A 20,649-nucleotide genomic window follows, 5' to 3' on the forward strand; every position below is an offset into this window, starting at 1 on the left:
CCGCCCGCCCCACGAGGACGCGCGGTTGCCGACTCGCTCCAGGGGACGCGCGATGGCATACGTGACAGCGCCTACCGCCGGAGCACCGGATCTGGGGGACGCGCCCCAGTCGTCCGGCCAGGAGCCGCTGCCCCAGCGGGTGCGCCAGGCCAGCCTGGTCACCGAGCTCAAAGTCCCGGCGGACAGGGACGAACAGACCGACCAGGAGACCTGGGCCGTACGCGACCGGCCCAGCCGGTCCAGTGCCACGATCGGCGCGTTCCAGAGGCAGTCCCGCAGGCGCCGGACCGGTGACGACACCTTCCAGCCCCGGCCGGACGGATCCCCCGAGCCCGGTTCCCCTACGACGGAAGATTGAAGATGACGCAGCGAACCACCGCCACCGACACAGATCTGGACTGGCTCCTGGACGGCCTGGTCGATCAGGTCGCGGGCACCCGGCACGCCATCGTGCTGTCCGACGACGGCCTGGTGATCAGCCGGTCCCAGACCATCGAACGCGCGGACGCCGAACGCCTCGCCGCGATCGCCACCGGCCAACAGAGCCTGGCTCGCGGTGTCGGGCAGCTCTTCGGCGGCGGACCGGTCCACCAGGTCATCATCGAGATGGCCGACCTGTGGCTGTTCCTCACGGCTGCGGGCCGCGGCACCCATCTGGCCGTAGTCGCCTCCCAGGAGGTCGACGCCGAACTGATGAGCGTCGCGATGCACACCCTGGTCCAGCAGGTCGGCCAGAAGCTGGGAACCGACGCGCGTACCCCGCAGACCGGCGACGCGGGGAGACACGGATGAAGCACTGGACCGAGGGCTTCGACGACGATGACGCCGACGAGACCCTTGTCCGTCCCTATACGATCACCGGCGGACGGACCGCCCCCGAGCGGGACGACCTGACGCTGATCACCCTGGTGACGGCGATTTCCACGGCCTCTTCGGAGACCGGACACGGCCTGCGGAGAATGCAGCCGGAGCACCGCACCATCCTCGCTCTGTGCAAACGGCCCCTGGCGGTGGCCGAAGTCGCCTCCGCGCTGAACCTCCCGGTGTCGGTGACCAAGATCCTCATCGGCGATCTGATCGAGGCCGACCAGGTGCGGGCCCGGCCACCGCTGGCCTTCGCACAGGCAGGCGGCTTTCCCGGTATGACAATCCTTGAGGCGGTGAGGGATGGATTACGCAATCTCTGACCACGGGGACGCTGCTCCCCTGGCAGTGAAGATCCTTATCGCCGGTGGTTTCGGCGTCGGGAAGACGACCCTGGTCGGGGCGGTGAGCGAAGTCGCCCCGCTACGTACCGAGGAGTACCTGACCCATGCCAGCGTCGGCGTGGACGATCTGGAGGGGGTGAACGGCAAGTCCACCACTACCGTCGCACTGGACTTCGGGCGCATCACCATCAGCAGCGAACTCGTGCTCTACCTGTTCGGCACGCCCGGACAGGAACGCTTCTGGTTCATGTGGAACGACCTTGTCAACGGAGCGATGGGCGCGGTCGTCCTGGTCGACACCCGCCGGCTGGATGTGAGCTTCGCGTCGATCGACTTCTTCGAGAGCCGAGGTATCCCCTTCGTCGTCGGCGTCAACTGCTTCCATGGTGTCAGGGACCGGACACAGGAGGAGATCCGCAGGGCGCTCGATCTCGACCCGCAGGTGCCGCTGGTGCTCTGTGACGCCCGTGACCGGACGGCGGGCCGCGATGTGCTGCTGGCGCTCATCGACCACCTGATGGCCGCTCAGTCCCGCACCGCACCGCACCCCGTGGCCTGACCGGGCCGTCCCCGAGAGAGGAGCGCGGATGCTCGTCCGGTCAGAGGTGGATCTCGACGGTAAGCCGGGCCCCGACGCTCCCCCGCGGATCACCGCGCACCATAGCGGACGGGCCCTCCCCCACCACGTGGAGTCATTCCGAGGACTCGACGAGGAAGACTTCGCAGCCCTCGACCAATGGCTTCGAGCTCTGTAAATCACGCGATCCATTCGCGAACACTGACGGATCAGACGGCGGAGATGGCCCGTGACCTCGCATACCTCCCGGTGACCACCGCCGGCATAGGCCGTCCATGCACGCTGATGGGGGGAGCGATGACCAACTACCTCATCCGGTTCGCCTACCCCGACGGCCGCGCCCTGTGGATCGGCAGCGCCGAGGAGGTCAACCGCTGTGTAAGGACCACCAACGGCACGGTCGGCAGCAACTCGTACGCCGGGCCTGCCATCACCACCGCCTACAAGGACGGAATTTGGCGGTCCGTACCGCCGGACGACCCTTGCCGGGGCCCCGGCGACCGCCGGGGTCAGGACGAGCTGATGGTTCCAGGACGACCCGGCCGACTCACAGTGTGCAGGGACGCCACGTACGTAAGGCCGCCTTACCGGAAACGGCATGGCAGAGACGTCGCCCGCGCGCTGGCCAAGACGCTGAACTCTCTGGACACCGTGCGAGCCAGAACACATGCCAAGGGCTTGGAGGCACTGACGAACGCAATATCCGGCTCATATTCGACTATCCGGAAGGACCGGCCGCTGCGGTAACGATCTCAATGAACTGCGTCCCCGCCGTCAATAACGGCCTGCTTCAAGCCGACCTGGAGGACCGCGTCCGCGACCAGATCCTCCCCCTCGCCCCATCTTGACGATGGAACGCGGGTCAACCGGCTGTGCGAGGTCCCCGGGGGAAGGAGTGGCGCCCTTCCAAGGCGCTCACCCTCGACCGGGCGGAGGCCGTACTCGCGTTGCCGAGGGCACGCGGACGCACGCCCGCCCGGCCCTGATCGGCGGTGCGGAGGCGATGGGTCGGATCTTCACGCGACAGGAGCGACAGTCACTCCGCGAGACGGTGGGGCGGCCTGGAGACGTCGGGGTCGGAGAGGTGCAGGACCTCAGCTGTCTAGCGTTGCTTGGGGCGGAGTGCTTCTTTGCGGGCCTCGGCGTAGAGGGACCGCTCGCGCTCCAGCCACGCCGGGTTCTCCGCTTTCAGCGCATCGATCTCAGCGGTGGTGAGCGGTCCGGTGATCCCGCCTCTGAGCAGGCCGGCAATGGAGACCTTCAGCTTCGCGGCGATGACCTGCTTGGTGTGCGGGCCGTTGCGGCGCAGGTCAGCGAGCCAGGCGGGTGGCGTCGACTGCAACTCGTTCAGCTCGTCCCTGGAGACGACACTCGCCTGGAACTCGGCGGGAGTGGCCGAGAGGGGGACACCCAGCTTCTTGGCCGCGGTCGCGGGCTTCATTGTCTGGATGGTCTTCGGTTTGGGCGAGGTCATGGCGTCAAGAGTAGTCAGCCGGAACAGGTTCCCTTGACATCGGTACCCTGAGGAAGTGACTGATGGAGAGACCGGCAGGATGTTTCGACTGGCGTACGTCCCGGGGGTGACACCCGCGAAATGGGTCAACGTCTGGACCGAGAGAATGCCCGGCGTGCCGATCACCCTGGTCGCGGTTCCCGCCGCCGAGGTGGTGGGACTCCTGCGGAATGGCGGCGCCGACGCCGGATTCGTCAGGCTGCCGGTCGACCGGGACGGGCTCAGCGTGATTCCTCTCTACGTGGAGACCACGGTGGCCATGGTGCCCAAGGACCACGCGGTGGCCGCCGTCGACGAGGTGACCATCGCCGACCTCGTCGACGACGAGGTGTTCCATCCTCTGGACGACGCCATCGAGTGGACGGCCCGGCCTGGGCTGCCCGCGTTCACCCGCCCGGCCACAACGGCGGACGCGGTCGAGCTGGTATCGGCCGGCACTGGGATTCTCCTGGTTCCGCTGTCGCTGGCACGCCTCCACCACCGCAGGGATCTCACTTACCGGCCGGTGCTGGACGCGCCGCAGTCTCAGATTGCGCTGACCTGGCCCACGGACGCGACCACTGACCTGGTGGAAGATTTCATCGGCATCGTCCGCGGCCGGACGGTGAACAGCTCTCGGGGCCGTACCCCCGCCTCCCCTGCGAAGAAACCGGCACAGCGGCAGGCGCAAAAACCCGCACAGAACGGCTCCGGTCGCCGGGCCGTGCCAGCCGGCCGTAAAAAGAAGGGCTACCGGCCTCGGTGACCGGCAGACAGATGTGAAGAGGCGCCGTCACCTTGACGACGTCGGAGAAGTCGAGGCCGCGGGCGGCGAGCACGGCCATACAGCGTGCCGTACAGCAGGTGACCGGATCCGGCCACAGAGACAACCGGGCACAGGTGACAGGCGTCCCACACGCACCCCCCGAGATGTGGAGAACCCGTGAGCTACCCGCCTGGCTACGGCCAGCAGCCCCCACCCGGATACGGCTACGGGTACGCGGCTCCGCCGCCGAAAACCAACGGGCTCGCCGTCGCCAGCCTCGTGCTCGGCCTTACCGGGTTCATCACCTGCGGATTCACATCGATCCTGGCCGTGGTGTTCGGACATGTGGCCCTCGGCCAAATCAGGAGGGATCGTACCGACGGCCACAGCATGGCGTTGGCCGGCGTCATCCTCGGCTGGATCCTCACCGGCCTGTGGATCCTCTACTGGGTGCTCATCGTCAGCGGCATCGTCGGCGCCGGATTCAGCGCCCTCGACGACCCCGAGCCCGACACAGGGCGCACGCGACTCAGCCACAGCAGCCCGCCCGCCGCGCAGGAGGAGCAGGAGAACACGTCGGGTACGCACACGGTGCTGTTCGAAGCCATCGGCAGCGACGGGGCCACCAGCGCGAGCAACATCACCTACAGCGTGAAGCACGACATCGAGCAAGAGCAGAGCGTGCCCCTGCCGTACAGCAAAGAGATCAAAGTCGGCGACACCCCGTACCTGTACCTGTGGGCGCAGAACGCGGGTGCCAAAGGGTCGGTGACGTGCCGTATCACGGTCGATGACGACGTCATGTGGGAGGACGTCGCGAACGGCCCGTACGGGGTGTGCACCGTCACCGGCAACGCTCCATAGGCCGGCTCCCGGTTGGGCCCTGCACCCGGACATGGAACCTGACTGCCCCGGTTGACCGCTGACCCGATCGGCCCGACTCCGCGAGGGCCGGAGGCCGCCCGTTTACGAGAAGGGCCGTTCGGTACGGCGGGCGCCCGGTACGGCGGGGCGGAGCTGCTGCCGGCCGGGACCGGCCGCCAGAGCTGTATGCCCGACCGGCGGGCAGGCGCAGCCCCGCCGCGGTCTGCACCGGGACGGGCAGCGCGAGCGCTGGATCGCCTCAATGACGGTCGGCTACATCCCGTCCGGAAAGCGCATCGTCAAGAAGGCCGGCGGCGAGACCAAGACCGAAGCCAAGGCCGAGCTCAATGGACGGAGACCGATCTCGCCTTCGCCTCCCTGGTAGGCCCCCTGGGCTTCCACAACGTACGGCGGGCGTTCCGGAAGACCCTGAAGGACGCGCCGGGCCGCCGACGGAGGACGGGATGCCTCGGGAGATGCGGCACAGCTCCGTCGCGCTCCCCGACGGCTCCGGCGTCCCGCTGGAAGACATTGCGCGGCTCGTCGGCCACAGCGGGACGGCGGTCACCGAGACGGCCTACCGCAAGCAGATCCGCCCGGTGCTCCTCGGCACGGAGGCGATGGACCGGATCTTCACGAACGGAGCGATACTCACCCGGAATGCAGAAAGGGTGTCACCTTTGCGGGTGACCCCCTTGCCGACCAGTGAAAACCTGGTCGGGACGACAGAATTTGAACCTGCGACCCCTTGACCCCCAGGCAACCTGAGCGGTTTCCTGACCAGGATTGATATCGGCTCTGACCTGCAGTTATCATCTCTGGCTGTCCACCGGCATCCAGCCCTGTCCATGGTGGTTGTCACCCAGAAACAATGGCTGCCAACAAGCGTCCTCAGTGATGCCGTCAGGCGTTCCCTCGCCGATTGGTGTCCAAGCTCCCATTGTCAGTGCTGGCTGCGATCATGCCACTCACATGGCGGAGGAAGGACTGACGGATGCAGAAACCAGGCGCTTCGGGAACGGATGGCGGCACGAGTAGGGCCGATCTGGATATACGCGCCCATCACAAGAAGGTCCAGATCCGACTGGCCGTGGCAAGCGATCCCGTCACGCCCCCGGAGATCCTCGAAGCCATGGCGGCAGACCCCTCCCGCACGGTCAGGCGTGTCCTGGCGGCTCGGACCGACGCGCCGGGCAAAGTCTTGCGTGCACTCGCTCAGGATCCGGATCTGAAGACCCGCCAGAGTCTTGTCAAGAATCCCTCCTGCCCATCCGATGTCCTGATCACCCTGGTCGAAGACCCTCACTGGTCGGTCCGATGGTCAGTGCCGGAGCATCCGGCCGCCAACGTCGAGGTCCGCCGCACCATCTGCCGGTCCGCGGATGAGGTTCTACGCGGGCTGCTCGCCGAGCAAGACGGACTGGACGAGGAGACGAACTCGGTACTCGCCGCAGACCCCTCTCCCAACGTCCGAGCGCGCCTGGCGGCTCACACTGACGACCCGGACATCCTTGCTGCCCTGATAACCGACACCGATCCCAAGGTTCGTGCCGGTGTGACTGAGAATCCGATCACCACGACGAACCAGCACCGCATTCTCTCAACCGACAAGTCAGCAACCGTGCGCAAAGCCGCAGTAATGTCGGAAAAGCTCTCTCACGACGAATTACAACGCCTTGCCCATGACCGGTCGGTCGACGTGCGGTGGTGTCTGGCCATATGGCCCACGACGACGGAGACCGTCTTACGAGTTCTCGCTGAGGATCCCCACCCCGACGTGGTGGCCCCGGCCCGAGCCAGACTCGGCGAGAACACCTAGCCCACTCATGCACTGGATCTGTGCACCGGTGAGGCGCTCCTGTTCGAACGCGACGCGGACAACCCGTTCGTCCTCACTGTGGTTCAGGGCCAGGACTGGCAGCGGCTACCGGTTCGCGGGCCTGCTGTGGGCGGATGTCACCGACCTGGAACCGCTGCCGAGAAGCCACCACTGCGAGAAGCCATCCGTCTACCCCATCGCTCTGCACTGTGAGTTCACGGCGGCCGACTCGCTGGCGATCACCATCCGCAGTGACGCCTTGGTGGTAATTCAACCCCGGCGGTCCTCACGCGGGGCACACCGGCGTCGTCCCTAAAAGCCGGTACGGCAACGCGGTCTTCCCCGTAGCCGCGTTGCCGTACCTGACCAGCGATGACCGCGATCCGGTAACCGTGTCATCCGGTGGCAACCTGACCCGGAGCGCAGTGCCGCCAGGCGCGAGCACCGGAAGCAGGGCGGCAGAGCCCTTGATCATCGCTACGGGGACGTTCCTGATGGGCACCGAGCGAAGACGGCCGGCGCAATGCCGAATGGCACCCCGTAGGGGCCGCGAAGCGGTTGGGCCGGCGGTCGGAGCGGCAGGCGGCAGTGCGTACCTGGGAYGGCGGGTGTGTTCGGTTCGGCGGGTGCTCGGTGCGGTGGGTGCTCGGTGCGGTGGGCGGCGGGCTTACGCCGTGCCGTCCCGGCTGGCGCGGGCCAGGACCGGCCGCCAGGGCCGCACGCCCGGCCCGCTGGCCGTGCCGGGACGGCGGGGCGTGTCCCGCCGTGCGGCGGTGCGAAGCGCTGGCGCCTTGAACCAGTAAAGAAACTCTGAGCCAATGCCGATCACGGACGTAGATCGTTGCTGGATCGCTATAGGTGCCCCTCCTATTGTTGAGAAGGGTGCACCTAGAGTGGCTGAGGTGATCACTAAGTGTTCCTTTCTTGTGGCGGCCGTCTTAGCTGGATCGCTGCTGGCGCCGAGTCCAGCTCTGGCCGAGAAATCGTCTGCCCTAAGGTCTCCCGATCCACTCAAGGCGGCCCTCCTCTCTCCGGAGGATCTCGGGAGCGAGTTCACCCGTCGCGGGTACCGCACCCGCGGTCTGCTGAGCCCCACCTTCGCCCGGATCAAGAAATGCGGCACAGCCGTCAAGAGCATCTCTGCGGTTTATCGGGCCAAGGCCGCGACAGGATTGAAGCACAAGGATCGGTGGGAGGGGATCAGCGAATACATCGTGAGCGGCACCGCCAGCGAGATCTCCGCCTTGGAACGCGCAGCCAAAGCTATGGTCCGCCATTGTCGCAAGATCACGGTCAAGACGGACGGCTCTAAAGACATCATCCGCAAGCTGTCGATCGGTCGGCTCGGTGACAGCGTGCATGGAATCAAGTTCCGCAGCGGATTCCCTGACAGCAATCTGGAGCGGGACGCCGAGCTGCCAGCGGGAATGATGATCGCGATCGACGTTGTGATCATTCGGGTGGGGAACACCATGATCGCGTTGGAGCATGACGGCAATGTCGGTGAGTTCGACCCCTCGCTCACCAAGTCCGCCGCCCAGACGGCTGTGACAAGACTTCATCAGTCTCTGCAAGACAACTAAGATCACTCGCCAGCCGGACGCTCGGCTGGCAAGGCGTCCCTACACGCCGCCGTTCACGACAAGTGCGAAACCTTCAAGGTCGTGGCCCGGACCACCACGCAGGAAATGTCCCGGATCAAGGTCAAAGTGCATACCGGGAAGAGAAGACCGTTTAAGCCGTGCCAAGCATCAAGTGAGATCGGACAGTCGGTCGCAATGATCTGTCACAGCAGGAACAGGATGCGGCCGGCCGGTTCGGGATCGGGCTTGTCCTGGAGCTGTTCCGGATCGTGAACGTCAGGGTCGAATCCCTTGGGCACGCTGGTGAGATTCTCGCGGGCGTAGACGGTCTCGAAGCGTTCGGCGTCGGCCTTGACCTCGGTCATCTCCAGGGGGCGGCCGTCCTTGTCGGCGAGGATGCGGCGGATGATCAGGATGGGGCTGCCGACCGATAGGGCCATCAGGTTGCGCTCGTCGGCATACAGCATGCGGGCGGTGACGATGGTCTCCCAGGTGGTGGGGCCGCGTCCGTTGGTGATCGTCTCGTAGAACGACGGCTGGGCGAAAGCGTGTACGAAGGCTTCGGCTCCGCCTTGGGTGGCGGTCGGGGCAGGGATGATCTCCGGGACGGTGTAAGAGCTGATGCCGATGATCAGGCCGGTGGCGGTGTGGCGCCATCGGCTGGAGCGGCGAAAAACCGTGTGGCCGGTGCGCAGGCCAAGGGTGTTGGCGATGTCGCGATTGGCGGCGCTGAACTCGCTGCGGCTGTAGACCTGCGGGCCTTCGTCGTCATCGGCATGCGGCGCGGCGAGCTGGATCCACCCCTCATTGGCGGGCGGTGGGGATGAATTCGGGGTCGGCGATGTCGTGGCGCGGCCAGGTGCCAAGCAGGATCGCGTGGCGGTCGGGGACGGCTCGCACGAAGGTGCCACGTCCGCGAACCACGCTCACGAGTCCTTCGCCAACCAGGGCTTTGACGGCGTCGCGGACAGTGGGACGGGACACGCTGTAGCGAGCTGACAGGGCGGTCTCGCTGGGCAGGGGTGCACCGGGGGTATAGGGAGATGCGGCGCAGCTTCGTCTCGCTGCTGTCCGACTCCGGCGTACCCCTGGAGGACATCGCACGACTCGTCGGCCACAGCGGAACCGCCGTGACGGAGGCGGTCTACCGCAAGCCGGTCCGCCCGGTCCTGCTCGGCGGGCGGAGGCGATGGACCGGATCTTCACATGACGGGAGCCGTAGTCACTCAGAACGAAGAAAGGGTGCCTCCCTTTCGGGAGACACCCTTGCCGACCAGCTAAAACCTGGTCGGGACGACAGGATTTGAACCTGCGACCCCTTGACCCCCAGTCAAGTGCGCTACCAAGCTGCGCTACGTCCCGGTTGTCCTTCGCCCTCTCGGGCGGGACGTCATAACCTTAGCGCAGATCGGACGGGTGTGTGTACGCCAAGGCGTCCGGCGGCCGGATGTGATCACGCGAGGGACGAGGTGCACGTGGGGCGCAAAGCGCTGATCGACCATGACGAACTGCGGCGGCTGACCGGGGAGGGGTTGTCGAACGCGGAGCTGGCCACGCGGTTCGGGGTGAGTGAGTCCGGAGTTCTGCAGGCCAAGAGGGCTGCGGGGCTCTCCAAGCCGATGCTCGACCACTCCCGGGCGATCCCGTGGAAGCTGGACCGCTCACACAGCCAGTCCGGCCCGGCGACGAATTTGCGCAACCTGTCGTCCGTCGCGCAGGGACGGGCGATCCCCGCCGAGAAGCTCAACACCGCGCTGCGCTGGGCCGACCGGCTGATCGCCGGCGGGCTGGACATCGCCTACGAGCCGGAGCGGGGGTTCCAGGAGGTCCCGGCCGTCGCCGGGCGCTCACTCATCGAGGGGGTCCTGGCCGAGGCCCGCAAGGCCCTGGAGCCCGCACAGGACTGAGAGACGAAAGGGCCCCGGCCGGCACGGAGCCGTCCTTCTTCCGGGGAGGCATGGAGCCGTCGTTCCGGGGAGGCACGGAGCCGTCCTTGCGGGGAGGCATGCGGGAGCAACGGGGTGCCCACAGGTGCGCGCGGCCTCACCGGACGATCGCACCACCAGACGACTGAACGATCACACCATCAGACGGCCACCACCGGACGCCCACACCACCGGACGGTTACACCTTCAAGCGGCATCACCACCCAGCGGCTCCGCCGTCGGGCGACCGCGCCACCATGACATGCGGAGCACCCGGGCCCACGGCGATATGGCAGAACATTACGCGCCTGACAAAGCTTGATAAAACGCCTGTTCAGAATTTTTTGCCAGCGGATCACTGATATCGGCAGCCGGTTTCGAGGCTTGTCCCTGGGGCAGCGCACGGGAACAACCGCTTACGCAACCGGAGGCAGACATGTCCACCGTGATCTGGGTGGCCGTCGTCGTGGCCGCGGTGGTGGCGATCATCGCAGTCGGCTACGTCGTACTGCAGCAGCAACGCCGGCACCGACTTCGCGACCGATTCGGCCCCGAGTACGAACGCACTCTGCAGGAGCGCGACACGCGGCAGGAGGCCGAGCAGGAGCTCATCGCCCGCGAGCAGCGTGTCAACTCCCTCGACATCCGCCCGCTCGACTCCGGGACTCGTGACACCTATGCCAAGAAGTGGATGGAGGTCCAGGAGCGGTTCGTGGACGCTCCCGGCTTCGCGGTGACCGAGGCCGACCACCTGGTGACCTCCGTGATGGCGGAACGGGGCTACCCGACCGAGAACTTCGAGCAGCGCCTCTCCGACCTGTCGGTCGTGCACGGCCGCACCCTCGACCATTATCGCCAGGCCCACGAGATCAGCAGCCGTGCCGCCCACAAGGAGGCCTCCACCGAGGAGCTCCGGCAGGCCATGGTGCACTACCGCGTCCTGTTCGAGGAGCTGCTCTCGGCTCCCGAGGGTGCGATCAACGGCGACCACTCTCCCCGGCACACCGGTCCGCGCCTGGAAGAGACGGCCAACGACGACGAGCGGACCGGCCGCCACGACCCTCGAGGACGGTGACCCGCGTATGAACGATCGACATGAAGATCGTCTGGTCCACAGGAACGATGACGACGAGCTGAACGTCCCGCCCCAGCGCGCCGACGAGGTAACCCCGGGATTCCAGGAGCCCCGTCCCGGCGGAACGCTCCCGGACCGGCACGACGGCCCGGGCGGCGACCTGGGGAACGACCTGGACGGCGACCGGCTCCGTGAGCCCGGTGAGGGGCGGCACGACAGCCGGCACGACGACCGGTCCGGTGCGCTCGGCCAGGACACCCCGGTGGACGTCACCGGCCGGCACGACGTGCCCGGCGACGTTCACGACAGGGCCCATGACGATGCCCGCGACAGCGTCCACGACGACCTGCTGGACGCCGATGCGCCGACGGTGATCGCGGACAGGCCCGGCGACGTGCCGGGCCACGGCCAGGCGGGGCCCCACTCCGACCGGACGGACCCCGCGCACGGCCCCCTGTTCGACCAGGACGCCGAGCAGGTGCGGCGGCGCTGGCAGGAGGTCCAGGCCAGTTTCGTGGACGACCCGCGCGACTCGGTGGAGCGCGCCGACTCCCTCGTCGGGGAGATCACGACCTCCCTGCGGACCGCGCTGGAGACCCGGACCGCCGAACTCCAGGGCCGCTGGAAGAACGGCGACCAGAGCGACACCGAACAGCTCCGTACGGCCCTGCGCGACTACCGGGGGATGCTGGAGCAGTTGCTGGACCTGGCGAACGGGACGAGGTGACCCATGCTTGCAATCGCTGCCGCAGTCGTTTTCGGCCTCGGCCTTCTGCTTGACCTGATCAACACCAGGATCGGCGGCATCTCCGGCACGACCTTCCTGCTTCTCGGCCTGCTCCTCCTGGCGCTGCACCAGGCCGGAGTCGGTACGGCGGGCGTGCGGAGCGGGGGCGGCGGGGGGAACTGGCGCCGCAGGCGCTGAGCGCTCCCGACGAGTCGAACGCGCGGAAGGGGGCGCCGTCCATGGGGACGGCGCCCCCTTCCGGCTGGAACACCGCAGAGCGGACCGCCGTGGACCGCTCACCGGAGATCACCTCGGCCCGGCCACCCGGGGAACCCGGACCGCTCACGGAACCCCTGAACGGCTCATGGGGAGCCCGGACCGCTCAGCGGGATGACGGGACACGGGATTCGGTCCGGATGGCGAGCTCGAACTCCTGACGGGGGTCGCTTATCGCGCCGAGCGAGACGATCTCCCTCTTGAAGAACAGCCCGAGGGTCCAGTCGGTCAGCACCCGCACCTTCTTGTTCACCGTCGGCACCCGCGACAGGTGGTAGGTCCGGTGCATGAACCAGGCCGGCAGACCGCGGATCTTGCGGCCGTAGATCTGCGCCACCCCCTTGTGCAGTCCCAGGGTGGCCACCGAGCCGGCGTAGGCGTGCCGGTAGGGTCTGCGCACCCTGCCGCGGAGCGTGGCCACCACGTTGTCGGCCAGCGTGCGGGCCTGCCGTACGGCGTTCTGGGCGTTGGGCGCGCACATCTCCCCCGGCTTGGTGAGGTCGGGTACGGCGGCGCAGTCGCCTGCCGTGAAGACGTCGGGAAAGCCCTCGACGACCAGGTCGGCGCTCGCCTTCACCCGGCTCTTCTCGTCCAGCGGGAGGCCGCTGACGTGTACGAGCGGGTTCGGCTTGACCCCCGCGGTCCACACGAGGGTGTCCGCGTCGAACTCGGTGCCGTCGTCGAGCACGATGTGGCCGTCCACGGCGGAGTTCAGCCGGGTGCCGAGCCGCACGTCGATTCCCCGCCCGCGGAGCTGTTCCAGCGTCCACCGGCCCATTTCGGGGCCGACCTCGGGCAGGATGCGGTCGCTGGCCTCCACCAGGAGCCAGCGCATGTCACCGGGGTCGACCGTCGGGTAGTAGCGGCAGACGTCGCGGGCCATGTCCTCCAGTTCGGCGAGCGCCTCCACACCGGCGTAGCCGGCGCCGACGAACACGAAGCTCAGCGCTTTGGCGCGGACGGCCCTGTCGGTGGTGGACTCGGCCAGGTCGAGCTGGCCGAGCACATGGTCGCGGAGGTGAATGGCCTCCTCGACGCTCTTGAAGCCGATGCCGCTCCCGGCCAGGCCCGGGATGGGCAGGGTCCGGGAGATGGAGCCGGGCGCGAAGACCAGGATGTCGTACTCCAGGGTGCGGCCGGGGCCCTCGTGCAGGCAGAGATCGGCGGTGCGGGCGACGGGATCGACGCCGGCCACCCAGCCGTTGAGGATCTCGCACTTGTGCAGGACGCGGCGCAGGGGCACGACGACGTGCCTGGCCTCGACGTTCCCTGCCGCCGCCTCGGGGAGGAACGGCTGGTAGGTCATGTACGAGTCGATGTTCACGACGGTGATGCGGGCCTCGCCGCGCCGGAGTTTGCGCTGGAGCCGCAGGGCGACATACATGCCGACATAGCCGCCACCGACGATCAATATGCGGACAGGTGCAGTCATAAAACGGCTTGTACCCGAAAAAGCCGATTCGGACCTTTAGTGGCGTTATGTCGGAAAAAGCTGGTTCAGACTTTGAAAGACATCGTGATGAAGGTCCCCGCGGCCCCGGTCTCGAACTTGATGTCGGAACTGATCATCCGGGCCACCCACAGCCCCATACCGCTGGTGGCGTAGGGCGCGGGCGGCGTCTCGCCGGGAGTCTCCCCGGGGGCCCACCGCCCCTCGTCGTGGATCTCCACGACGAGGGTACGGCCGACGGTCCACATCCGCAGCACGGCCTTGGCGGTGGCATGGCCGTGCGTGACGGCGTTGGTGGCGACCTCGTTCACCGCCACCAGGAAGTCGGCCAGGCCTTCCTGCGACATCCCGCTCCGCACGGCTTGGACGGTGGCGAAGTCGCGCACGTCAGGCAGGTCGGGCAGGCAGAAGGCGAGCTCCGCCACGGCGGCTCCGGCAGGGACGGGCCGGGAACGGTCGCCGCTCGCCAGGAAGCGAGCAGGACGAGCACCGTTCTCGTTCACGCGAGATCCGCCTCCCCTGTCCCATCGCGCCAGCGTCCTCGGCGCCTGGGGATCATTCAAACGCACCTTACGCCACTCCTGCCGTCGCCGACTGGGGTGCCCGGTGAGGGGCGGTGTATTCAGCATTCGGCGACAAGTTCCTCGCGGAGCTGGTCCAGCACCTTCCGCAGGATACGGGAGACGTGCATCTGGGAGATCCCGAATTCGGCGGCGATCTCGGCCTGGGTCATGTTGCCGAAGAAGCGCAGCAGCAGGATGTTCTTCTCACGCGCCGGCAGCTTGTCGATCAGCGGCTTGACCGCCTCGCGGTCCACGAGCACGCCCAGCGCGTCGTCCTCGTCGGGGATGATGTCGCCCAGCGCGGCCGCGTCGTCGTCGGCGCCGAGCGGCGCGTCGAGCGAGAGGGCGCTGTAGGCGGCCGAGGCGTCGAGGGTGAGCAGGACGTCCTCCTCGGAGATCTTCATCTTCGCGGCGAGCTCGGCGACCGTCGGCGCGCGGCCGAGATCCTGGCTGAGGTCGGCGACCAGCCGGTTCAGCTCGGCCCTGCGCTCCTGGTAGACGCGGGGTACGCGGATGGCCCAGGTGCGGTCGCGGAAGTGTCGCTTGACCTCGCCGGTCATGGTGACCACGGCGTAGCCGCGGAAGGCGTGACCGAGAGTGGGGTCGAAGCCGTTGATGGCCTTCATCAGCCCGACGTAGGCGGCCTGGAGGAGGTCCTCCAGCGGCTCGCCCCGGTAGCGGTAACGGCGGGCGATCTCCATGGCGAGCGGCCGGTGCATCTCGACGATCCGCTCGCGCAGGCGCTCGGCGCGGTATTCGGAGATCTCGGGCAGAACCATCTCGGCGAGGAGTTCCTCGGCGGTCATGTCGGTGAGTTCGAGGGCCTGAACAGACATTGCTGCTCCTTGGTATGACTGTCGGGCGGTGCCGGCAGCACGGAACAGCATCCGGGCAGACGGCATCGCCTCGACCACTTTTCGAGGCGAGGCCCTCTGCTGGACCTCGGTTCTAGTATTACCCCGATTCCGGGAGTATTGCTCCCCTCCAGGTAACAGTAAGGTTGCTAATCAAATGTCGAGGAGGACCTGAGTGACGGTGTCGGAGAACGGCGAGAGAGCGGCGGCCCTGACTCTGACGTCGGCGCTGGTCGGTGGGATCACTGTGGTCCGGGTGACGGGTCTGCTGGACGCGACGACCAGGGACCAGTTCGCCGACTACCTGGCGTCCGAGGCGGAGGAGCACGGCCCTGACATGGCGCTGGACCTGGGCGGGGTGACGTTCATGGACTCCCGCGCGCTCGGGCTCATCGTCCACCACTGGCAGCTCAGCACCAACGCCGGCGGGAAATTCGCCCTCATCGGCGTGGAGTACGCCAAGACCAAGGTGATGTGGATCACCGGCCTGGCCCAGCGCCTGCCGCTCTACGACACGATCGAGGAAGCGATCGCCGCCTTCGGCTAGCGGGTTTCCCCCGCGACGGACCCGGCGCCGGGGCGGGCGCCACGGACCCGGCGCCGCCTCACGCGAGCGCCACCGTGGACCCGTCACCGCCGTGAGCGGGCGCCACCGTGGACACCCCGGGCGCGGTGACGGCCTCTCAGCCGGCTTTCCCCTCCCGGTTGCGCTGGTGCTCGTCGACCAGCAGCCGGGCCAGGTCGGCGACCTTCACCTGGTGATGCTGGGAGACCCTGCGCAGCTCGTCGAACGCGGCCTCGGCCGAGCAGCCGCTGGACTTCATGATGATGCCCTTGGCCTGGTCGATGATCGCCCGGCCGGCCAGCGCCTCCTGCATCTGGGCGGCATCGGTCCTGACCTCGTCGTAGTCCCACATGTTGGCCAGCGCCACGGTCACCTGCTCGGCCAGCATGTCGGCCAGCGGGGGGACGCTGCGGGCCGCGAAGACACCGGGGCGCACGCCGTACAGGCCGAGGACCAGGACGGCGCGCTCGACGGTGATCGGCATGGCCAGGACCGAGCGGACCCCGCAGCGGACCGCCATGCCGACGTAACCCGGCCAGCGGGATTCGCGCAGCACATCCTGGACGATCACGTGGCGGCCGGTGGCACGGGCCTCCGAGGAAGGCCCCTCCCCCAGGTCGCCCTCGCTGTCGACGAGCACGATGAGCTCGCTGTGCGAGGCGGAGACGACCATCCGCTCCTCGCGCCACAGCTCGGCCGAACCGCCCGCGCAGCCGGGCACGTCGCCCGCGAGTGTGGCGGTGAGCCCCCGCAGTACGCTCTCGCTCGAGGTCTCCTCGCTCACCCTGCCGAGAGCCGCGAGATCCCGGGCGAGAACGGGAGTGACCATCTCCATGTCACGTAACCCCTTCCTGGCTTCGCTAACTTAATCACTATCTGACCGTGCATCGATCCGATCCACCGGGTGGCGTACCGTCTACGACGGGGCCAGCCCCATCCCGGCCGCCGACGAGGACGAACATTGACCGACGCCATTGGCCTTCAGGCCCTGGAGCAGGCGCTCAACGCGCTCACCACCAGGGTTTCCTCCCTGCGCGAGGCCAGATCCGCCTACCCCGCCGACCCCCGGTCCACACTTGACGCCGCGCTCGCGGAGCTCGACACCGCCCGCGAGCTGCTGGAGGCGTCCCTGCGCGAGCTGCGCAAGGCGCCCAAGCGGTCCGGCGAGCGGGAGAGCGGGTCGCAGCGGGAGCTCAAACTGCTTCGGCAGGTGTTCCGTACCTTCCCCGTCCCCGTGGTGGTGCTGGACGCCTCGGGGGTGGTCCGGCGCATCAGCGCGGAGACCTCCCAGATGCTGGGCAGCCCGGCCGGGTATCTGATCGGACGCTCGTTCCCGCTGCTCGTCGACGTCTCCCGGCGGGCGGCGTTCCGCTCGCATCTGACCGCGGTGCAGCAGGGCGGCCAGACCGCGACGTTCCAGACGCGGCTGGCCCACCAGGGCCGCGCGCACACGGTGCAGCTCGCCGTCACCCGGCTGACGATGCCGGGCGAGCCGCAGGAGATGACCGCCATCGTGATCCTCCCGCTGGAGGCTCAGGTGGCCGGGGCGCCCCGGGGGCCGGTCGACCGCTCGGACGCCTCCCTGGTGATGGCCGCCGCGCGCCGCCAGGAGCTGCTGTCCACGATGACGCGCCTGCTGCTCGACGAGGAGAGCCTGCGCCAGCCGGTGACCGTCACCCGCGCCGCACGGCTTCTGGCGGCCGAGAGCGCCGACTGGGTGATCGCCGACGTGGTCCGCGACGGCGTGCCCCGGCGTGCCTGCGTGCTGGGCCCGAGCGACAAGCCGGTGACCGAGCTGGTCCGCCTGATCGAGGGGATGACCCCGCTGGCCGCGCCGGCCGTCGCCCACGTGCTGACCGGCGGCTCGGGCGTGGTCCACGAGATGCTGGAGGAGGAGACGCTGCTCGGCGAGGTCCCCGGCGGCCCTCCGCTGCTGCGGGTCATGGGCGCCGCCTCGCTGCTGATCGTGCCGATCCAGGGCGAGGCCGGCGCGCTGGGCGCCCTCACCCTCGTACGGCTGCGCGACCGCGAGCCGTTCTCCCTGGCCGACCTGGGGCTGATGGAGGAGATCGGCGTCCATCTCGGGCTCGCCCTGCGGGCCAGGCGCAGCTTCCAGACGCGCTCCCAGGCCGCCGACGCGCTGCGCACCAGCGTGGTGCCCCGGAGCTTGCCGGACATCCCCGGGTTCGAGGCGGCGGCGATCTACCACGCCGGTTCCAGCCCGGTCGGGGCCGAGTTCTACGACGTCTTCCCCGTGCGGGACGGGTGGGGATTCGCCCTCGGCGGCGCCGCCGGCAAGGGCGAGGAGGCCGCGTCGGTCAGCGCCATGGTCCGTAACGGGCTGCGCGTGCTCAGCGTCTGGGAGTCCGATCCGGGTGAGGCCCTGCGCAAGCTGAACCACGCGCTGACCGCGCAGAACAGCGGTCTGTTCGTGATGGCGGTGGCGGGGTTCGTCCGGGCGCGCAAGATCAGGCTGGCCAGCGCGGGCCACCATCCCGCCGCGCTCCTGCAGCCCGACGGCGGGGTGCGGTTCACCGCGGGCGGCGGCGTGCCGCTGGGCATCGCCTCCGAGGCCGAGATGTTCAGCGAGGAGCTCACGCTGACCTCGGGCCAGACCCTGGTCTTCTACTCCGACGGGCTGGTCGCCTCGCAGAACGAGCAGGGCGAGCCGTACGGCGAGAACCGCCTGGCCGACGTGCTGGCACGCTGCGTGGCGCAGTCCCCCGCCACGGTGGTCAAAACCGTGGAGGAGGACCGGCACGCGTTCTCCGGCGGACGAGTATGGGATGAGATCGTGATACTCGCCCTACGCGTCGTATAGCTTGACCGTCCCGCCACGTGAACGGCCCGGCGGCCCGTCACGCGAGATGTGCCGGTGCCCGGCGGAGGCCTGTGCTCGTGTCCAGCGAAGTGGGGACGTCGAATGACACCAGCCCTGGATCGGCGTTCCCGCGGCGTGCGCCGGGACGGGGGCGCTCTCCGGTGACCCCCGTCCACCAGGCCGCGGTCTACGACTCCGATCAGCGCTTCCTGGCGATGGCGCTGCCGTTCGTCCGGGACGGGCTGGCCAAGGGCGACCCCGTGATGGCCGTGACGACCTCGGCCAACCTGGGGCTGCTCAGGGACGCCCTGGGCCAGGACGGTCTCCTGGTCGACTACGCGGAGAGCGGTTTTCTGGGCCGCCGGACGGTGGAGCGCATCACGGCCTTCCACCGCTACTGACGGCGGCGCGGCGTCGAGGCCCGGGGCGGGCAAGGTCGCCGACCAGTTGGAGCTGCCCGTCACCGTCCGGCTGTGGGAGCGGTTCGGCGCGATCACCTGTCACCTCCACCGCCCGGGCGGCCGCATCGCCAATCCGGTCGCCGGGTTGCTCCCGCCGGGCCCCACGGACCGGCCGGGTGACGGGCTGTGGGTCGCCCGGCAGCTGTGCGACCGGCTGGACATCCACGATGACCTGGGCGGATGCTCGGTCCAGCTCCACGTGCCCAGCGCACGCGCCGAGGAGTTGCGGCAGAGCAGGAAATACTGAGGTTTGCCGTCGGCGTGAATCCGGGTATGGTTTCCCTCATACAGACGTGTGCCTAAGACGCAGGCACCCCTGAAGGAATTACAGGCTTTCCATGCCTATCTCCTCCCAGAGGTGTGCCGTGAACATTGCATTCGTCTCCTCCGACGCTCTCTCCGCCTCCCAGAGCCAGTCCGACATCGCCGCGCAGCGCGCCCACCTTCTGGCCATCGCCCGCGAGCTGGGCCGGGAGCACAAGGTCACGATCTACACCCGCAAGCACTCCGACGCCGACAAGCCCCGGGTCCGCGTGTTCCAGGGGGTCACGCTGGAGAGCCTGCCCGCCGGGCCCGCGGAGGACCTTCCCGAGGACAGGGTCCTCCCCTACCTGCCCGACCTCGGCGACCAGCTCATGCGCCGCTGGGGGCAGGACCGCCCGGACGTCATCCACGCGCACTCCTGGACCGGTGGCCTGGCCGCCATCGCGGGAGCCGACGGCCTGGGCGTGCCGTTCACCCAGAGCTTCAGCAGCGAGCACAGCCGCGACGCCAAGAAGGTCCGGGTGCAGCGCGCGATCGGCCGCCGGGCCAGCGCGGTGATCGCCGGATGCGGGGACGAGGAGTCCACGCTGATCCGGCTGGGCGTGCCGCGCCGCAACATCTCCGTGATCCCCTGCGGCGTCGACATCGAGCGCTTCCGGCGTCAGGGACCGGCCGCGGCCCGGGGCACCCGGCCCCGCCTGCTCCACGTCGGGCCGCTGGCCCAGGACAAGGGCGTCTCCACCGCCATCCGCGCCCTGGAGGGCATCCCCGACGCCGAGCTGCTCATCGCCGGCGGCCCGGACGCGGCGGGGCTGGCGCACGACGCCGACGCGCACCGCGTCATGCTGCTGGCCAAGGAGGTCGGCGTGGAGGACCGGGTCACCATGCTCGGCCAGGTCCCGCACACCTCGGTGCCCAAGCTGATGCGCAGCGCCGACCTGGTCGTCTCGCTGCCGCAGGAGACCTCCACCGGCATCGTCGCGCTGGAGGCCATGGCGTGCGGCGTGCCCGTCATCGCCTCGGCGGTGGGCGCCCACCTCGACTCCGTCGTGGACGGGGTGACCGGCCTGCTGGTGCCGGCGGACCGTCCCGCGCAGACCTCCCGCCTCATCCGGGAGCTGCTCGCCGACCCGACCCGGCGTACGGCGATCGGCTTCGCCGGCGCCGACCGCGCCCGCTCCCGCTACTCCTGGGAGCGGATCAGCCAGGAGCTCGTCCAGGTCTACGAGAACGCGCTCGCGACGCAGCACTGACCGCGACGTGTCCTGGGGTCCCCGTGCCGGGGGCCCCAGTTTTTTGTCCGCTTTCAAGCTATGAATCCGATCCGATGGCACGGACCGGACAGAAATGCTTTTCACG

At 68.6% G+C, this 20,649-nt stretch carries 26 protein-coding genes, 1 tRNA gene and 1 pseudogene; 20 read left to right on the plus strand and 8 right to left on the minus strand.

Translation table 11 applies throughout. The features are described from left to right. From CA984_RS23155 to CA984_RS45555, 5 genes and pseudogenes are all read left to right on the plus strand, one after another. A pseudogene (locus CA984_RS23155) lies at nucleotides 1-358 on the plus strand (nitrate- and nitrite sensing domain-containing protein); the annotation flags it as partial. Between the two features lie 2 nt (nucleotides 359-360). Beyond that, on the plus strand, nucleotides 361-792 hold the full coding sequence (locus CA984_RS23160) for a roadblock/LC7 domain-containing protein (protein WP_086575670.1): 432 nt from the start codon (nucleotides 361-363) through the stop codon (nucleotides 790-792). After that, nucleotides 789-1,187 (plus strand): DUF742 domain-containing protein, encoded by a 399-nt coding sequence (locus CA984_RS23165; RefSeq protein WP_086575671.1) that lies wholly within the window; start codon nucleotides 789-791, stop codon nucleotides 1,185-1,187. Before CA984_RS23160 ends, CA984_RS23165 begins: the two co-directional genes overlap by 4 nt. Next, entirely contained in the window at nucleotides 1,168-1,767 is a 600-nt protein-coding gene (locus CA984_RS23170; protein WP_086575672.1) for a GTP-binding protein, read from the plus strand. The genes CA984_RS23165 and CA984_RS23170 overlap by 20 nt, the downstream gene beginning before the upstream one ends. 315 nt (nucleotides 1,768-2,082) lie before the next feature. After that, on the plus strand, nucleotides 2,083-2,532 hold the full coding sequence (locus CA984_RS45555) for a hypothetical protein (protein WP_133061756.1): 450 nt from the start codon (nucleotides 2,083-2,085) through the stop codon (nucleotides 2,530-2,532). Between the two features lie 355 nt (nucleotides 2,533-2,887). Here CA984_RS45555 and CA984_RS23175 read toward each other — a convergent pair whose 3' ends face one another. Further along, the gene (locus tag CA984_RS23175; RefSeq protein WP_086575673.1) at nucleotides 2,888-3,259 is read right to left on the minus strand and encodes a DUF5997 family protein; all 372 of its coding nucleotides are present in this window, start codon (nucleotides 3,257-3,259) and stop codon (nucleotides 2,888-2,890) included. Nucleotides 3,260-3,338: 79 nt separating this feature from the next. On the opposite strand from CA984_RS23175, the gene CA984_RS23180 reads away from it, so the two are divergent. The 6 genes from CA984_RS23180 (at nucleotide 3,339) to CA984_RS23200 (ending at nucleotide 8,309) form a co-directional block, all read left to right on the plus strand. Next, entirely contained in the window at nucleotides 3,339-4,043 is a 705-nt protein-coding gene (locus CA984_RS23180) for a LysR family substrate-binding domain-containing protein (protein ID WP_086575674.1), read from the plus strand. Nucleotides 4,044-4,220: 177 nt separating this feature from the next. Further along, on the plus strand, nucleotides 4,221-4,907 hold the full coding sequence (locus tag CA984_RS23185; RefSeq protein ID WP_086575675.1) for an MmpS family transport accessory protein: 687 nt from the start codon (nucleotides 4,221-4,223) through the stop codon (nucleotides 4,905-4,907). Between the two features lie 262 nt (nucleotides 4,908-5,169). Then, nucleotides 5,170-5,292, plus strand: coding sequence for a hypothetical protein (locus CA984_RS48810; RefSeq protein ID WP_278249061.1), 123 nt, complete (start codon nucleotides 5,170-5,172; stop codon nucleotides 5,290-5,292). 79 nt (nucleotides 5,293-5,371) lie between these two features. Beyond that, nucleotides 5,372-5,659 (plus strand): site-specific integrase, encoded by a 288-nt coding sequence (locus CA984_RS23190; protein WP_086575676.1) that lies wholly within the window; start codon nucleotides 5,372-5,374, stop codon nucleotides 5,657-5,659. A gap of 242 nt (nucleotides 5,660-5,901) precedes the next feature. Then, nucleotides 5,902-6,726, plus strand: a complete 825-nt coding sequence (locus CA984_RS23195) for a hypothetical protein (protein ID WP_086575677.1) — start codon at nucleotides 5,902-5,904, stop codon at nucleotides 6,724-6,726. A gap of 893 nt (nucleotides 6,727-7,619) precedes the next feature. Then, nucleotides 7,620-8,309, plus strand: coding sequence for a hypothetical protein (locus tag CA984_RS23200; protein ID WP_086575678.1), 690 nt, complete (start codon nucleotides 7,620-7,622; stop codon nucleotides 8,307-8,309). 203 nt (nucleotides 8,310-8,512) lie between these two features. Here CA984_RS23200 and CA984_RS23205 read toward each other — a convergent pair whose 3' ends face one another. From CA984_RS23205 to CA984_RS23215, 3 genes are all read right to left on the minus strand, one after another. Next, nucleotides 8,513-9,175, minus strand: a complete 663-nt coding sequence (locus tag CA984_RS23205; protein WP_165781377.1) for a UTRA domain-containing protein — start codon at nucleotides 9,173-9,175, stop codon at nucleotides 8,513-8,515. Continuing rightward, complete coding sequence (locus CA984_RS49325; protein WP_423229325.1) at nucleotides 9,114-9,515, minus strand: GntR family transcriptional regulator; 402 nt, start codon at nucleotides 9,513-9,515, stop codon at nucleotides 9,114-9,116. Before CA984_RS49325 ends, CA984_RS23205 begins: the two co-directional genes overlap by 62 nt. A gap of 79 nt (nucleotides 9,516-9,594) precedes the next feature. After that, nucleotides 9,595-9,671 (minus strand) — tRNA-Pro (locus CA984_RS23215). A 113-nt stretch (nucleotides 9,672-9,784) separates the two neighbouring features. Between CA984_RS23215 and CA984_RS23220 the strand changes: the two genes are divergently transcribed. From CA984_RS23220 to CA984_RS23235, 4 genes are all read left to right on the plus strand, one after another. Further along, nucleotides 9,785-10,216 carry a hypothetical protein gene (locus tag CA984_RS23220; protein WP_086575681.1) on the plus strand — a complete coding sequence of 144 codons (432 nt, stop codon included), beginning with the start codon at nucleotides 9,785-9,787 and terminating at the stop codon, nucleotides 10,214-10,216. A gap of 454 nt (nucleotides 10,217-10,670) precedes the next feature. Beyond that, nucleotides 10,671-11,309, plus strand: a complete 639-nt coding sequence (locus CA984_RS23225) for a hypothetical protein (RefSeq protein ID WP_086575682.1) — start codon at nucleotides 10,671-10,673, stop codon at nucleotides 11,307-11,309. Nucleotides 11,310-11,316: 7 nt separating this feature from the next. Beyond that, nucleotides 11,317-12,036: a hypothetical protein gene (locus CA984_RS23230; protein ID WP_086575683.1), complete on the plus strand. Its 720-nt coding sequence runs from the start codon at nucleotides 11,317-11,319 to the stop codon at nucleotides 12,034-12,036. 3 nt (nucleotides 12,037-12,039) lie between these two features. Beyond that, complete coding sequence (locus tag CA984_RS23235) at nucleotides 12,040-12,234, plus strand: hypothetical protein (RefSeq protein WP_086575684.1); 195 nt, start codon at nucleotides 12,040-12,042, stop codon at nucleotides 12,232-12,234. Between the two features lie 184 nt (nucleotides 12,235-12,418). Here CA984_RS23235 and CA984_RS23240 read toward each other — a convergent pair whose 3' ends face one another. The 3 genes from CA984_RS23240 to CA984_RS23250 form a co-directional block, all read right to left on the minus strand. Then, nucleotides 12,419-13,744, minus strand: a complete 1,326-nt coding sequence (locus CA984_RS23240; protein WP_086575685.1) for an NAD(P)/FAD-dependent oxidoreductase — start codon at nucleotides 13,742-13,744, stop codon at nucleotides 12,419-12,421. A 65-nt stretch (nucleotides 13,745-13,809) separates the two neighbouring features. Beyond that, nucleotides 13,810-14,265: an ATP-binding protein gene (locus tag CA984_RS23245; protein WP_031159721.1), complete on the minus strand. Its 456-nt coding sequence runs from the start codon at nucleotides 14,263-14,265 to the stop codon at nucleotides 13,810-13,812. Between the two features lie 119 nt (nucleotides 14,266-14,384). After that, a complete protein-coding gene (locus CA984_RS23250) occupies nucleotides 14,385-15,161 on the minus strand; it encodes a SigB/SigF/SigG family RNA polymerase sigma factor (protein WP_086575686.1) in 777 nt (258 codons plus the stop codon). Between the two features lie 193 nt (nucleotides 15,162-15,354). Between CA984_RS23250 and CA984_RS23255 the strand changes: the two genes are divergently transcribed. Beyond that, nucleotides 15,355-15,726 (plus strand): STAS domain-containing protein, encoded by a 372-nt coding sequence (locus CA984_RS23255; protein WP_086575687.1) that lies wholly within the window; start codon nucleotides 15,355-15,357, stop codon nucleotides 15,724-15,726. A 136-nt stretch (nucleotides 15,727-15,862) separates the two neighbouring features. Here the strand turns inward: CA984_RS23255 and CA984_RS23260 are convergent, their stop codons facing one another. Next, complete coding sequence (locus CA984_RS23260; protein ID WP_031159726.1) at nucleotides 15,863-16,579, minus strand: ANTAR domain-containing response regulator; 717 nt, start codon at nucleotides 16,577-16,579, stop codon at nucleotides 15,863-15,865. 126 nt (nucleotides 16,580-16,705) lie between these two features. Between CA984_RS23260 and CA984_RS23265 the strand changes: the two genes are divergently transcribed. The 4 genes from CA984_RS23265 (at nucleotide 16,706) to CA984_RS23280 (ending at nucleotide 20,543) form a co-directional block, all read left to right on the plus strand. Then, nucleotides 16,706-18,565 (plus strand): SpoIIE family protein phosphatase, encoded by a 1,860-nt coding sequence (locus CA984_RS23265; RefSeq protein ID WP_086575688.1) that lies wholly within the window; start codon nucleotides 16,706-16,708, stop codon nucleotides 18,563-18,565. A gap of 161 nt (nucleotides 18,566-18,726) precedes the next feature. Further along, complete coding sequence (locus CA984_RS23270; protein WP_086575689.1) at nucleotides 18,727-18,966, plus strand: MEDS domain-containing protein; 240 nt, start codon at nucleotides 18,727-18,729, stop codon at nucleotides 18,964-18,966. Nucleotides 18,967-19,012: 46 nt separating this feature from the next. Then, nucleotides 19,013-19,273, plus strand: a complete 261-nt coding sequence (locus CA984_RS23275) for a hypothetical protein (RefSeq protein ID WP_086575690.1) — start codon at nucleotides 19,013-19,015, stop codon at nucleotides 19,271-19,273. A 118-nt stretch (nucleotides 19,274-19,391) separates the two neighbouring features. After that, nucleotides 19,392-20,543 carry a glycosyltransferase gene (locus CA984_RS23280; RefSeq protein ID WP_242676123.1) on the plus strand — a complete coding sequence of 384 codons (1,152 nt, stop codon included), beginning with the start codon at nucleotides 19,392-19,394 and terminating at the stop codon, nucleotides 20,541-20,543. The last annotated feature ends 106 nt before the right edge of the window (nucleotides 20,544-20,649 follow it).

Origin of the sequence: Streptosporangium minutum (assembly GCF_002149035.1) — a bacterium.
Classification (GTDB): domain Bacteria; phylum Actinomycetota; class Actinomycetes; order Streptosporangiales; family Streptosporangiaceae; genus Streptosporangium; species Streptosporangium minutum.

Excerpts from the sequence above, each read along its gene's own strand:
- CA984_RS23235 (WP_086575684.1), top strand. The coding sequence starts at position 12,040 with ATGCTTGCAATCGCTGCCGCAGTCGTTTTCGGCCTCGGCCTTCTGCTT.
- CA984_RS23175 (WP_086575673.1), bottom strand. The coding sequence starts at position 3,259 with ATGACCTCGCCCAAACCGAAGACCATCCAGACAATGAAGCCCGCGACC.
- CA984_RS23260 (WP_031159726.1), bottom strand. The coding sequence starts at position 16,579 with ATGGAGATGGTCACTCCCGTTCTCGCCCGGGATCTCGCGGCTCTCGGC.
- CA984_RS23240 (WP_086575685.1), bottom strand. The coding sequence starts at position 13,744 with ATGACTGCACCTGTCCGCATATTGATCGTCGGTGGCGGCTATGTCGGC.
- CA984_RS48810 (WP_278249061.1), top strand. The coding sequence starts at position 5,170 with ATGACGGTCGGCTACATCCCGTCCGGAAAGCGCATCGTCAAGAAGGCC.
- CA984_RS23225 (WP_086575682.1), top strand. The coding sequence starts at position 10,671 with ATGTCCACCGTGATCTGGGTGGCCGTCGTCGTGGCCGCGGTGGTGGCG.
- CA984_RS45555 (WP_133061756.1), top strand. The coding sequence starts at position 2,083 with ATGACCAACTACCTCATCCGGTTCGCCTACCCCGACGGCCGCGCCCTG.
- CA984_RS23165 (WP_086575671.1), top strand. The coding sequence starts at position 789 with ATGAAGCACTGGACCGAGGGCTTCGACGACGATGACGCCGACGAGACC.
- CA984_RS23230 (WP_086575683.1), top strand. The coding sequence starts at position 11,317 with ATGAACGATCGACATGAAGATCGTCTGGTCCACAGGAACGATGACGAC.
- CA984_RS23250 (WP_086575686.1), bottom strand. The coding sequence starts at position 15,161 with ATGTCTGTTCAGGCCCTCGAACTCACCGACATGACCGCCGAGGAACTC.
- CA984_RS23180 (WP_086575674.1), top strand. The coding sequence starts at position 3,339 with ATGTTTCGACTGGCGTACGTCCCGGGGGTGACACCCGCGAAATGGGTC.
- CA984_RS23190 (WP_086575676.1), top strand. The coding sequence starts at position 5,372 with ATGCCTCGGGAGATGCGGCACAGCTCCGTCGCGCTCCCCGACGGCTCC.
- CA984_RS23195 (WP_086575677.1), top strand. The coding sequence starts at position 5,902 with ATGCAGAAACCAGGCGCTTCGGGAACGGATGGCGGCACGAGTAGGGCC.
- CA984_RS23170 (WP_086575672.1), top strand. The coding sequence starts at position 1,168 with ATGGATTACGCAATCTCTGACCACGGGGACGCTGCTCCCCTGGCAGTG.
- CA984_RS23160 (WP_086575670.1), top strand. The coding sequence starts at position 361 with ATGACGCAGCGAACCACCGCCACCGACACAGATCTGGACTGGCTCCTG.